The 12,226-nt window shown below is 71.4% G+C and carries 8 protein-coding genes; 4 read left to right on the top strand and 4 right to left on the bottom strand.

Going from position 1 to position 12,226, the window contains the following annotated elements; translation table 11 throughout:
• Nucleotides 1–60 precede the first annotated feature (60 nt).
• The 4 genes from FDO69_RS12670 to FDO69_RS12655 form a co-directional block, all read right to left on the bottom strand.
• Nucleotides 61–777 (bottom strand): chaplin, encoded by a 717-nt coding sequence (locus FDO69_RS12670; RefSeq protein WP_104779879.1) that lies wholly within the window; start codon nt 775–777, stop codon nt 61–63.
• A 390-nt stretch (nt 778–1,167) separates the two neighbouring features.
• Nucleotides 1,168–2,706, bottom strand: coding sequence for a vWA domain-containing protein (locus FDO69_RS12665; protein WP_104779878.1), 1,539 nt, complete (start codon nt 2,704–2,706; stop codon nt 1,168–1,170).
• Between the two features lie 168 nt (nt 2,707–2,874).
• A complete protein-coding gene (locus FDO69_RS12660) occupies nt 2,875–3,741 on the bottom strand; it encodes an ABC transporter permease (RefSeq protein ID WP_104779877.1) in 867 nt (288 codons plus the stop codon).
• Complete coding sequence (locus FDO69_RS12655; protein WP_104779876.1) at nt 3,738–6,395, bottom strand: CocE/NonD family hydrolase; 2,658 nt, start codon at nt 6,393–6,395, stop codon at nt 3,738–3,740. Before FDO69_RS12655 ends, FDO69_RS12660 begins: the two co-directional genes overlap by 4 nt.
• A 1,185-nt stretch (nt 6,396–7,580) precedes the next feature.
• Here FDO69_RS12655 and lxmK point away from each other — a divergent pair.
• The 4 genes from lxmK to FDO69_RS12630 all read left to right on the top strand — a co-directional run bounded on the left by lxmK (nt 7,581) and on the right by FDO69_RS12630 (nt 12,207).
• The gene (gene lxmK / locus FDO69_RS12645) at nt 7,581–8,639 is read left to right on the top strand and encodes a class V lanthionine synthetase subunit LxmK (RefSeq protein WP_159030608.1); all 1,059 of its coding nucleotides are present in this window, start codon (nt 7,581–7,583) and stop codon (nt 8,637–8,639) included.
• Nucleotides 8,636–9,700 (top strand): T3SS effector HopA1 family protein, encoded by a 1,065-nt coding sequence (locus tag FDO69_RS12640; protein WP_104779873.1) that lies wholly within the window; start codon nt 8,636–8,638, stop codon nt 9,698–9,700. Before lxmK ends, FDO69_RS12640 begins: the two co-directional genes overlap by 4 nt.
• Nucleotides 9,701–9,763: 63 nt before the next feature.
• Complete coding sequence (locus tag FDO69_RS12635; RefSeq protein WP_104779872.1) at nt 9,764–11,569, top strand: ABC transporter ATP-binding protein; 1,806 nt, start codon at nt 9,764–9,766, stop codon at nt 11,567–11,569.
• Nucleotides 11,566–12,207 carry a flavoprotein gene (locus FDO69_RS12630; protein ID WP_104779871.1) on the top strand — a complete coding sequence of 214 codons (642 nt, stop codon included), beginning with the start codon at nt 11,566–11,568 and terminating at the stop codon, nt 12,205–12,207. Before FDO69_RS12635 ends, FDO69_RS12630 begins: the two co-directional genes overlap by 4 nt.
• Nucleotides 12,208–12,226: the final 19 nt, after the last annotated feature.

Genomic DNA, 12,226 nt, shown 5'->3' with positions numbered 1-12,226 from the left:
GTGCGGGTGCGGCGGGCGGGTGCCGGGGAGGTGTCCGGCACCCGCCCCCCTCGGGAGCGGCTAGCGGGACGAGGTGGTGCGGGCGCGGCGGTACATCATCACTCCGCCCGCGATCAGGACGGCACTGGCGGCCGATGCCGCCGCCAGGGCCTCGCTGCCGGTCTCGGCCAGCTGGGGCAGAGTGCCGGGCTCCTCCTGCTCCTCGGCTTCCTCGGTGACGGACGAGTCCTCGGTGTCCGGAGTCGTGGAACGCGGCGTCTCGCTGTCCGGCGGGACGGAACCGCCCTTGGCCGGGGGCTTCGGCTTCTCTTCCGTCGACGGCTTGTCGTCGTCGCCGTAACCGCCGCCGTAGGAGCCGTTCTCACAGTCGTTCTCAAGCGCGTCGTTGAACAGCGCACCCCCGTCGACGCTGTTGCCGCAGACGTTCACGGGCACATCGAGCGGCACCTGCACGTTGTTCCCGGACCCCACGCCCGGGGAACCCTTCACGACCGCCGACGCGTCCGCGTCCGCCTCGTGGCCCGACGACTTGTGCGAGATGTTCCTGCAGGAGTTGCCGAACGCGGTGTTGAGCGCCGCGAGCACGTTGACGGTGTTGCCGCACACGTTGACCGGCACGTCCACCGGCACCTGCACGCTGTTCCCGGACAACACACCAGGGGAATCCTTCGCCACTGCCGACGCGTCGGAGTCGGCGAGGGCGGGGCTGCCGTACAGGGACAGAATCCCCGTGGCGGCGGCCGCCGCGAACGCTCCCTTGCTCAGGGTCTGTCGCATTGCAGTTGTCCTCCTGCTTGAAGAATCGGGGCGGCCGGCCTCGGAGCGGAGATCCACATCCAGGGCCGACGGTGCGGCGGCATGAACAGGTCGCAGCGCTGAACAGGAATCAGGCGCGCTGTCTCGCGGCACAGGGGCTGCGGAGGCAGCGTTACTCGCCGTTGCCCTGCGCGACGACCGGTCCGCCGGCGAGTGCCGGGACAGCGGCCGTCACCGGCACATCAATGGCGGAAGCGGCGGCCGCCGCAGCGATCATTGCCTCCTTGAGCACTGCGCGTTCCTTTCTCGTGGCGCCGCATGCTCTACTGCCTCATCAACCCGGTGCAGAAGAATTGGTTCCGCAGGTTCACCCGGTTGGCCCGCGTCCCGTCCCGGAAAGCCGGGCGGTGTTCAGTCCCGCTGCCGGTCCGCCTGCTCGATGGCCCGGGCGAGCTCGCGCACTGCCCCGTCCTCCGTGGTGTCGGACAACACGCGGGCGCGGTCCGCCAGTTCGCCGAAGCCGGCCGGAGCTCCCGGGAGGCGGTCGTGGCGGTCGTCTCGCGAGCGGAGGGCGTCGGCGAAGTAGGCCGCCACCGCGGCGACCTGGAAACGGCTGGGCGCGGCGCGCAGGGAGCCGTGGAGGGCGTCGGTCTCCAGGTCGCCGGTCTCCTCGTGCGGGTCGCGGGTCTCCGGGTCGAGCCAGCGCACGGTGGCGGTGGCGAGGTGGCCCTCGGCGCCGGGCTCGGTGCGCACGGCGTACAGGGCGGTGACGGTGTGGCCGGGGCCGACCTCGCCGCCGTCGACACGGTCGTCGCGGAAGTCCTCGTCGGCGACGCGCCGGTTGTCGTAGCCGACCAGGTGGAACTCCTCGACCGTCTCCGGGTCGAAGGCGACCTGGGCCTTGGCGTCGCGGGCGGTGAGGTCGACGTTGCGCGGGAGCTGCTCGGAGAAGACCTTGCGGGCCTCGCCGGGGTCGGACACGTAGACGGTGTGGCCGTCGCCCTTGTCGGCGAGGCGTTCCATCAGGGCGTCGCCGTAGTCGCTGCCGACGCCGACCCCGAAGAGGGTGATGCCGTGCTCGCGGCGCTCGCCGGCGATGCGCTCCAGGATGGCGTCCGCGTCGGTGTCGCCGGTGTTGGCGAGCGCGTCGGAGACGAGGACGACCCGGTTGGTGGCACCCTCGCGCAGACCCTCGACGGCCGTCTCGTAGCCGGTCTCGACGCCGGCGCCGAGGTTGGTGGAGTCCTGGGTGTCCAGGTCGGAGACGGCGTCCTGGATCTGGTCGCGGTTGCCGTCGAGGCGGGTCATGGGCAGGACGGTCTCGGCCTCGTCGCTGAAGGTGACGAGCGCGACCGAGTCCTCGTCGCGCAGCCGGTCCGTCATCACCGAGAGGGATTCCTTGGCGAGGTCCAGGCGGCCCGGTTCGTCCATGGAGCCCGAGACGTCGATGACGAAGGTGAGGGCGGCGGGCGGGCGTTCACCGGAGCGTTCCGTCGTGCGGGTGGCGAGACCGACGCGGACCAGGGACCAGTCCTCGTCGCCGGTGCGGGCGCCGTCGACGGTGACCGAGAAACCGTCGCCGTCGGGGCGGTCGTAGTCCTGGCGGAAGCTGTTGACGAACTCCTCGGGGCGGACGGTCGACGGGTCGGGCAGCCGCCCGTCGGCGAGGGCCCGGCGGGCGTAGTCGTAGGAGGCGGTGTCGACGTCGAGGGCGAAGGTGGACAGGTGGTCGGGGTCTTCGCGCAGGTCGTCCCGCTCGCTAATGCCATCCTCGTCGCCGTGGGCGGGTGCGGGCTCGCCCGCGCCGTACTCGGGTCGGTCGGCGGCCTTGCTGCTCTCCCCGGTGTCGCCGCCCCCGCTGCACGCGGTGAGCAGCAGGCCGCTCGCGGCCGTGAGGGCGAGCAGCGCTGTTCGTGTCCGGAACCGCTCCATCGTCCGTACCCCCTGCATCCGTTGGTGTCGGCTTCTTGCGACTGTGACGGTGCGGGGGGCCCGAACGTGCGGCACGGGGCGTTGCGGAAGCGTCTCGAAGCGGCCACGGGGGCGGGCTTTCGAGACCGGTGGGTGATCCTCCGTTGATCTGTCCGTCGGACCAGGGCCTGTCGTTTGAATCAGGCTCTAGGAGACGACGTCCTTGCGGGCGAAGCCGCGGAAGGCCAGGGCGAACAGTACGAGTGCGTAGGTCACGGAGATCGACGTGCCCTGGATCATGTCCGACCACTCCAGCCGGGGCCGGACGGCGTCGAGCCAGGCGTACTGCCAGTGCGCGGGCAGGAAGTGGCGCCAGTCGCCGAGGGCCGTCACCTCGTCGAGGACGCTGCCGATGATGGTGAGGAACACCGCGCCGCCGACCGCGCCGAGCGGGGCGTCCGTCCGGGTCGACAGGCAGAACGCGAGGGCGGCGGTGACCAGTTGGGACACCATGATGTACGCGACGACGATCAGCATGCGCTGGACCGCGGTGCCGGTGGACAGGCTGCCGCCGGTGGGCAGTTGCAGCGGGCCCCAGCCGTAGGCGGCGGTGCCGACGATCAGGGCGACGACCGGGAGCAGGACGAGCGCGGCGAGGCTGAGGGTGAGTCCGACGGCGAGCTTGGACCACAGCAGCCGGGCCCGGGGCACGGGGGCCGCGAGCAGATAGCGCAGGGACGACCAGCTCGCCTCCGAGGCGACGGTGTCGCCGCAGAACAGGGCGACGGGGATGACGAGCAGGAAGCCGGCGGCGGAGAAGAGGTTGACCGCCGCGAAGTTGGCCCCGGACGCGGTCGCCGTGTCCATGAGGTTCACGCGGTTGTTGTTGCCGCCCGGGTCGCCGCCGACCTGGAAGGCGATCAGCAGGATGATCGGCAGGGCGAACAGGACACCGCCCATGACCAGGGTGCGGCGCCGCTTCAGCTGCCGGGCCAGCTCGACGCGGAAGGGCAGGGTGCGGCCCGCGCGGTAGCCGTCGGCGACCTCGACGGGCGGCTCGGCGAGCGTGCTCATGCTTCGGCTCCGATCAGGGTGAGGAAGGCGTCCTCCAGGCGGCGGTGGGGGCCGACCGACCGCACGGCCACGTCCAGGCGTACGAGGTCGGCGACCAGGCGCTGGGGGGTCCCGTCGGCGTCGAGCTGGATCAGGAGGCCCTCGTCGGCGCGCACGGCCGAGGCGACTCCCGGCAGGGCGCCGACCTTCTCCACGAGGGGCTCGTCCACGGGCGTGGCCGTGCCGACGAGGAGGGTGTCGCCCGAGCCGACGATGTCCTCGACGGGGCCCGCCTGGACGAGCTGACCGTGGTCCATCACCACGAGGTGGGTGCAGGTCTGCTCGACCTCCGCGAGGAGGTGGCTGGAGACGATGACCGTGCGGCCGGCGGCGGCGTAGCGGATCATCACCTCGCGCATCTCGCGGATCTGCGGCGGGTCCAGGCCGTTGGTCGGCTCGTCGAGGATGAGCAGGTCCGGCAGGCCGAGCATGGCCTGGGCGATGGCGAGGCGCTGGCGCATGCCCTGGGAGTAGGTGCGCACGGCGCGGGCGAGGGCGTCGCCGAGGCCCGCGATCTCCAGGGCCTCCTCCAGATGCGCGTCCTCGGCCGGGCGGCCGGTGGCGCGCCAGTACAGCTCCAGGTTCTCGCGGCCGGACAGGTGCGGCAGGAAGCCCGCGCCCTCGACGAAGGCGCCGACCCGGGAGAGGACCGGGGCGCCGGGGCCGATGGCGTGGCCGAAGACGCGGATCTCGCCGCCGTCGGGCCTGATCAGGCCCATCAGCATGCGCAGGGTGGTCGTCTTGCCCGCCCCGTTGGGGCCGAGCAGGCCGAGGACCTGGCCCTGCTCCACGCGGAAGGAGAGGTCCTTGACCGCGTACCGGTCGGTGGACTTCGCGTACCGCTTGGTGAGGTCCGTGATCTGGAGGGGGACTTCGGCGAGGGCCGGGTCCGGCGGGGCGGGGGCGGCCGTGCGGCGGCGGCCCGTGAGGATCAGCGCCAGGGCGATGCCCGCGCCGGCGAGCGGCAGCCACCACACCCACGCGGGCAGCCCGTCCTGGGTGTCGCGCTGCCCTAGGGCCGAGGGGACCAACAGGTCGCCCTTGAGGGAGACGGTGTACGTCGCCGGGGCCGTCGGGGAGGCGTAACCGAGGTCGGTGGAGGCGAGGACCAGGCGGAGCCGGTGGCCGTCGTCGATCTCGTGGTCGATGGCCGGGAGCGTGACGGTGACGTCCTCGCCGGCCTTGGCGCCGTCGACCCTGAGGGGTGTGACGAGCTGGGAGGGCAGCACCTGCTGGGTGCCGCCGCCCGGGCCGACGTCGTAGAGCTTCGCGAAGAGGACGGCGTCGTCGCTGGTGGACTTCACGTGCACGGTGGCGGTGGGCGAGCCGGTGATCTGGAGGTCCTCGCGCATCGGCGCGGACTCGAACGCGGCGAACTGGCCGGGGAAGTCGAGGGAGACGCCGATGCCGAGCGAGGACAGCCGGCTGAGGCCGCCGGCGCCACCGAGGCCGGGCAGGGCGGAGACGCCGGGCGGGCTGGCGCCGGGCGGATTGTCGAAGCTCTGCTCGCGGCCGGCCAGCCAGACGGAGCGCTGCTTGCTCTCCAGACCGGGGTAGCGGTCCGAGGTCACTCCCGTCAGGCGGGGTTCGCCGTCGCCGGAGCCCGTGCCGAGGGTGCGGGTGACGCGGAAGGCGGGGCCGGTGTCGGCGCCCTTGTCGTCCTTCAGGTAGCGGTCGAACCAGGACGTGACGCGGCCCTCGACCCGGCCGGTCTCCATGTCGCCGCCGTCGTGGCCACCCGCTATCCAGTCGACGTCGACGGGGGCGCCGTTGGCGCGGATCGCCTTCGCGGCCTGGTCGGCCTGGCCGAGCGGGAAGAGGGAGTCGGACTGGCCCTGCATCAGCAGGGTCGGGACCTTGATGTTCTTGCCGACGGCGGACGGCGAGCGCTCCTGAAGCAGCTTGCGCGCCTCGGTGTCCGGCGTGCCCGACTCGGCGACCCGCTCGTACATCCGGCACAGCGCGGGCTCGAACTTCTCGCAGCCGCCGCCGGAGTTGACGAAGATGCCGGCCCAGAGCTTCTTGAAGACGCCGTTCGGGAAGAGGGCGTCGGCGAGGTTCCAGTACGTGATCGCCGGGGCGATGGCGTCGACGCGGTCGTCACGGCCCGCGGTGAGCAGGGCGATCGCACCGCCGTAGGAGGCGCCCGCCAGGCCGACGCGGGGGTCGCCCTTCTTGTCGAGCTCGACCTGGGGCTGCTTCGCGAGCCAGTCGATGAGCTTCGAGACGTCGGCGACCTCGCCCTCGGGGTCGTTGAGGCCGATCCTCCCGTTGGACTTGCCGAAGCCGCGGGCCGACCAGGTCAGGACCGCGTAGCCGTCCCGGGCGAGGCCCTCGGCCTGCTGCCGTACGTCGTTCTTGCTGCCGCCGAAGCCGTGCCCGAGCAGGACGGCGGGGCGGCGGCCGTCCGCTCCGGAGGTGAAGAACGAGGTGTCGACGCGGACACCGTCGCCGGTGGCCAGGAACCGGTCTTCGCGGTGGACCGGGGGCGTCTCGTCGTTCGCGACGGCCGTCCACGTGCCCGCGCCCGCGAGGACGACGACGGCGGCCCCGGCGGCGAGGAGCCTCCGGGGCCTCCGCAGCAGCCCGTGGAGTCCGGGCAGTCGAAGATCCATGCGTCAACGGTACGGGGTGAAGCTGTCGAACTGTTGTCGACCGTGGGTCGAACCGGCGCCCCTCCCAGGGGAGTACGGGGCTCCGCGGCATACCGCGTCCGCGGTACGCCGGCCAGGGGCACTCCGCCACCTCGGATTCCTTTGTTCTGGGCCTCGGTGGGCAGAGCTCCGACCCGACACCGCTTTTACATGCGAACAAATCCCAAGAGGAGGATAAAGCACAATCGGAATCTCAAATTCCGCGAAAGTATTTGTAATGTGATGCCCGTCACATGGGTAAAGCATTGATCAAGCCAAGTCGGCCCTTCGTATACTGCCCGGGTGGACGACCACTGTCCGGATGGATGACTCCACGGGCAAATGACCCCTTCCACTTCCCGCCCGAAAGGCGCTATCGAAGGGCCGTCCGCACTGTACGCGTGACCGAACGGCTAGGGGGAAGCATGCTTCACGCCAAGACCCGCACGACGAGTCCTCACCCGCTCAGTTTCTGATCAGTAGCTCCGCCTGACGCGCGCCTCAGAGGATCTTCACTGCACATTCCTCTTTCTTGACGACGTGCTCGGCGTGCCGGCCTGGTCGAATGAGGCGAGCAGCGCAACTTTCACGCCATCAGGCGGAGCTCCGACGCCCCACCGTCGGACGAAAACATGAGGTCTGAAAGTGACACTGAATAGTTCCTTGAGAGAGCCCCACCTCAGATTAGGGAACGATCACTTGAGAATATTGCAACTCGTCTCCCAGGGCTGCACCATGACCCAGGTCGCCAGACGCATGGAAATGAGCGACCGCACCCTACGTCGTAAACTGCGGTCGATCTGCGACTGCGTCGACGTGGAAACCCCGATAGAAGCGGTGGTGTGGGCCGTGCGTCGAAGAATCATCTGACCCGGGCGCACACGGCAGGCAGGTCGATGCGGCGGCGGGTGACGGTTAGCGGAGGAAACCGTCACCCGAAGCCCTTCTTTCCGCCCCGCCGCGACCCCACTTCCGCCGCCCGGCGGCGTGACCTGTCACGCCGCCGGGCGACCTGGCGAACCGCCACTCCTGGGCCCCGCCGGCGGGTGGCCGATGCCGGTCAATTCGTTGTCCGGCGGCAGCGCCCCGCGGTAGAAAGCCCATGTGGCAGGAGAAAAGATTACATATCCGCAGGGCCGGTCTTCCGCCTTGGCTGTCGACGGTCCCGTGGACTCATCGGTCGAACAGCTGCTGAACCGGCTCGGGTTGGGATCGCTGAACGCCTCGGAGCTCTACTCCTATCCCGGTCGGAACGAGAACTGGTCGGGTATCACGGACACCGGGGACTCGGTATTCGTGAAAAGACTCAAAGGGAACCCCAGGGAATCCCTGAAACGGTACCGGAGAATCCTGCTCTTCGAGCGCCTCGCGCGGGACGGTGAACGCCCCTTCCCCCGCCCCGAGTTTCTCGGGGGCGACGAGGAGCAGCGGCTGCTGGTGTTCCGGATGCTCGACGGCATCAGGTCCGGCAGCGAGCTCGCCGCGGACGAGGAGTTCACCGAGGCCATGTCCGCCGAAGCCGGACGGACGCTGGCCGCCCTGCACGGGCTCCCGTACACGGCCGGGGATTTCCCGGAAGCGGATCCCCATCCGTACCCACCGGTCGAGGACCTGCGGTCGCTTCCGCTGGAGAGCTACGTCAACGCCACCGGTGCCTTCGTCGAGGCGTGGGGGCTGCTGCAGCGCGACGCCCCGCTGGTCGAGGAGCTGGAGCGGCTGCGAGCGACCGAGGCCGGGGCGGCACGCGTGCCCATCCACGGAGATCTGCGGCTGGATCAGTTCCTGATCACCGACACGGCCTTCTACGTCAACGACTGGGAGGAGTTCCGGCTCGGCGACCCGGCACGCGACGTCGGATCGTACGTCGGCGAGTGGCTGCACCGTGCGGTGCTGCGCATTCCCGCGCAGGAGACGGACGACGCGTTCTCGGCCGTGCTCACCCACGAGGAGGTCGTGGCGCGGGGCAGCGAGGAGCTGACCCGGGTACTTCCGCTCATCTCCGCTTTCCACCGGGGCTACCGCGAGGGCGGCGGACCCGACGACGACGGGTTCGTGGTGCGTGCCACGTCCTACGCCGGATGGCACCTGATCGACCGTCTGATCGCCTCGACCAGGGAGAGCGGCCGGCTGTCGGCCATCGTCCGGGCGGCGGCGGGCATCGGCAGGACCGCACTACTGGATCCGCGGAGCTTCGTCTCCACGGTCGGACTCGGGGAGGCAGCATGAGCACGGGCATCCGGGAGACCGTCACGGCCGTCCCTCGGCCGGGACAGGCCGACGCGCATGGGGGAGCGGTACCGGAGCTTGCGGCCGGGCTCCGCCGGGCGCTGGAGGACGTGACGATCACGTCGGACGGCAGGACGGCATGGGTGCGCGATGACGAGGTGACCGCCGAGTCCGCGTCGGCGATGCGCTTCCTGCTGGCCCGCACGTTGTACGAAGTGCTGCACACCGGGCGGGGTGTCAAGGACCGCGAGGCCCCCAGGACCCTGCGCGCGCCGGACTTCGAGGCACGGCTGGCGGAGGCGACTCCGCACCGCGAGACGGTCGCCGCGGGGATCCTCACCGGGCAGCGCACGGCCTCCGGCCGGCAGGTCGTGCAGATCGACGGCCTGCGCGTGAACGTAGGGGACTCGGTCACGCTGCGGGACACCGGCCGCACGGCGGGCGATCCCGCACGGCCGGTGGTGCGGATGAACCTCCCGTCGGCCCGCCCGCTCGTCTCTCCCGGGTTCTTTCTCGTGGACAGCGGCGCCGGCCGCGCCACCGGCGGCGGCGCACTGCTGCGGCTGTACCTGAGGGTGGCCGACCCCGACGCGGCGCCCGGGCTGTGGCATGCCGTGCTGAGCGCTCTGGAGGCCCGCTCCGCGACCTACCGGGCGAAGATCATTTCCAATCCGGCGAGTCTGCCGCGCAACGACGGCATGGTCGTCTACCTGGGCCGGGGCTCCTGGGACGCCGTCGGCACGGTGGTCGAAAGCGCCCTCGCCACCGCCCTGCCGGAGGGGCCCGCCCCCGCTTTCGCCCATGTACTCGCGCCTGGTGTGACGGCCGCCTGGGAGCCGAAGGACACGCGGACGGGCATGCGCGCCCTGAGCTTCGGCGAGCACCGGGCCCATGTGGTCGCGCGGGCCTTCGTGGACGCGGCGGAACGCAACCGTGAGCGTCCGACGGCCGCCGAACTGGCCTCCGCGTGCGTCGCGGCGAACGTGGACCCCGCCGATCCCGCCCGCAATCTCGACTCGGACGACTGGCCGTGGAAGACGGCCCTGCGCTCCACGATCTGAGCCGTCCGCCGTGCCGCCGCCGGCCGGCCGGATGTCACCGCACCCTGCAGGAGGTCCCTCACCATGGCCAGCGCACCACGCCCGGACGGCACGGACGAACTGCGTGTCTTCGCACAACTCCTGAAGGACCGTAAGGCGGCCGTCGCCGCCGCGGTGGTGCTGAGCCTGCTCTCCGCCGCCGCCACCCTCGTCCTCCCCCTCCAGGTACGCGACCTGGTGATGGCCCTCTCCGAGGACGAACGTCCCGTCGGTCCGCTGCTGACGATGGCCGGCCTCGCGGTCGGCGCCGGGCTCGCGTCGGCGGGGTCCTCCTACCTGCTCGCCCGTGCGGGCGAGGGCCTGGTGTCCGAGGCGCGGTTCCGCATCGCCTCGCACATTCTGACCCTGCCGCTGCGAAGGGTTCGGCGGGAAGGGGCCGGCAACCTGGTGGCCCGGGCCAACTCCGACAGCACACAGCTGCGTTCCGTCGTGGACGTCGGGGTGGCGCAGCTCCCGTCCTCGCTGTTCCTGGCCATCGGCACCCTGATCGCCATGGGCCTGCTGGACGGAGTCCTGCTGCTCGTCGTGCTCGCCACGTTCACGGTCGCCGGCCTCGGCATCTTCCTGTGCGTACGGTCGATCCGCAGTGGTGTCGAACGCCAGCAGAACGCCGTCGGCACCATGTCCCAGAACATGACCGCGGCCGTGCTGTCGCTGCCCACGGTCAAGGCCTTCCTCGCCGAACGCCAGGTGGCGGACACCCTGGGCCACAGCATCGAGGACGCCCGCAGCGCCGCGGTGTCGGTCGCGCGGGTGACCGCCCTGGTGGGGCCCACGATGCAACTCGGCCAGCAGCTGTCGATCGTCGCGGTGATGGTCACCAGCGGCGCCCGGCTCGCCTCCGGGGACCTGCACATCGGCGAGTTCGCCGCCTTCATCGTCTACCTGCTGCAACTCGTGGCGCCGCTGACCCTGCTGGTCTCGGGGGTCGCCAGAATGCAGAGTGGCCTGGCGGCGCGGGCCCGCCTGAACAGCGTGCTCACGATCGCCCCGGAGCATCCCGGGGGCCTCTCCCCCGTCGAGCCGTCACCGACCGCGTCCGCGGTGGAGTTCGAGTCGGTCACCTACCGGGACGGCGGGCGCACCATCATCCACGAGGCGACGTTCGCGGCCCCCAGGCGCGGGCTCACCGCCATCGTCGGGCCGTCGGGGGCGGGAAAGACAACGCTGCTCGGCCTCACCGAACGCTTTCTCCTGCCGGAGTCCGGCCGCATCGCCGTCTGTGGCCTGCCCGTCGAGCAGTGGCCCCTGCACCAGTTGCGCGGCGCGATCAGCTACGTCGACCAGAGCTTCACCCTCGTGGAAGGCACGGTACGGCAGAACCTCCTGCTCGGACGGGACGACGACACAGGTGCCCTGCCGGACGCGGAGCTGTGGCGGGCGCTGGAGGCACTGGCGCTGCGCGAGGCCGTGGAAGCGCTGCCGGACGGCCTGGACACCGAGCTGGGACGGGCCGAGGACCTGTCCGGCGGTCAGCGGCAGCGGCTTGCGGCCGCCCGTGTCCTGCTGCGGGACTCGGCGATCGTCCTGTTCGACGAACCGACGTCCCAGCTCGACAGCGAGAACGAGGAGCGGCTGCGGACGCTGATGCGCACCCTCGCCGAGGAGCGCGCGGTGCTCGTGATCGCGCACCGCATCTCCACGGTGCAGGACGCCGATCTGATCGTGGTCGTGGACGAGGGACGCACCGTCGACCAGGGCACCCACGAGGAGCTGCTGACGCGCTCCGCGCTGTACCAGGAGCTGGTGCATGGACAGTCGCTGCGCGGCGGCGGTGTGCGGCGGCCGGCCGGTGGCGAGCCGGTGCCGGCGGGGGCGGTGGTCCGGTGAGCAGCGCGTCGACCGCGGTCGAGCCGGTGGGGGCGCGGCGCCTGCTGGTGATCGGGACGGGTTCGGTCACCGCCGCGCATCTGCCCTTCTGGGCGAGCTGGCTGAAGATCGGGCACCCCGGGACGGAGGTGCGGTACGTACTGACCGGGGCGGCCGGCAGGTTCGTCACCCGGGAGTCGCTGGCGGCCATCGGCGGCTGTGACGTGCAGGCGGACCGGTGGCCCGACGAGCCGGAGCCGAGGGCGCGGCATGTGGACCTCGCGCAGTGGCCCGACGCGGTCGTCGTCTTCCCGGCGACGCTGAACTATCTGGCCAGGCTTGCTCTGGGGCTGGGCGACTCGCCCTCGCTCCTCGCGCTGCAGTGCACGCCGGCGGCGATCGCGCTGGCGCCCGCGCTGCCGCCCGGTGGTGCGCAGAGCGCGGCGTACGCGGAGCACACCGCCAAGCTCCGCGCGCGGCGCAACGTGGTCGTCGTGACGCCCCACCCCGGCCGCAGCACGACCAGCGGGAAACGCGAGGCGTGGGCGCCCGCGCCCTTTCCCGACGTGCTGTCCGCGGCCGACCGGCTGCGGGCGGCGCTGGAGGAACCGGCCCTCAGCGGCCCCGACGGGCACGAGCCGGAAACCGTATCCACATGACACCGCATGGAGGCAGCAC

The organism is Streptomyces tibetensis (genome assembly GCF_007655005.1).
GTDB classification, from domain to species: Bacteria; Actinomycetota; Actinomycetes; order Streptomycetales; family Streptomycetaceae; genus Streptomyces; species Streptomyces tibetensis.
This window is presented reverse-complemented; position numbering and strand designations above follow the sequence as displayed.

What these genes read in the sequence shown, in the direction of transcription:
- FDO69_RS12670 (WP_104779879.1), bottom strand. Translation starts at nt 777, where the DNA reads ATGCGACAGACCCTGAGCAAGGGAGCGTTCGCGGCGGCCGCCGCCACG.
- FDO69_RS12665 (WP_104779878.1), bottom strand. Translation starts at nt 2,706, where the DNA reads ATGCAGGGGGTACGGACGATGGAGCGGTTCCGGACACGAACAGCGCTG.
- FDO69_RS12660 (WP_104779877.1), bottom strand. Translation starts at nt 3,741, where the DNA reads ATGAGCACGCTCGCCGAGCCGCCCGTCGAGGTCGCCGACGGCTACCGC.
- FDO69_RS12655 (WP_104779876.1), bottom strand. Translation starts at nt 6,395, where the DNA reads ATGGATCTTCGACTGCCCGGACTCCACGGGCTGCTGCGGAGGCCCCGG.
- FDO69_RS12640 (WP_104779873.1), top strand. Translation starts at nt 8,636, where the DNA reads ATGAGCACGGGCATCCGGGAGACCGTCACGGCCGTCCCTCGGCCGGGA.
- FDO69_RS12635 (WP_104779872.1), top strand. Translation starts at nt 9,764, where the DNA reads ATGGCCAGCGCACCACGCCCGGACGGCACGGACGAACTGCGTGTCTTC.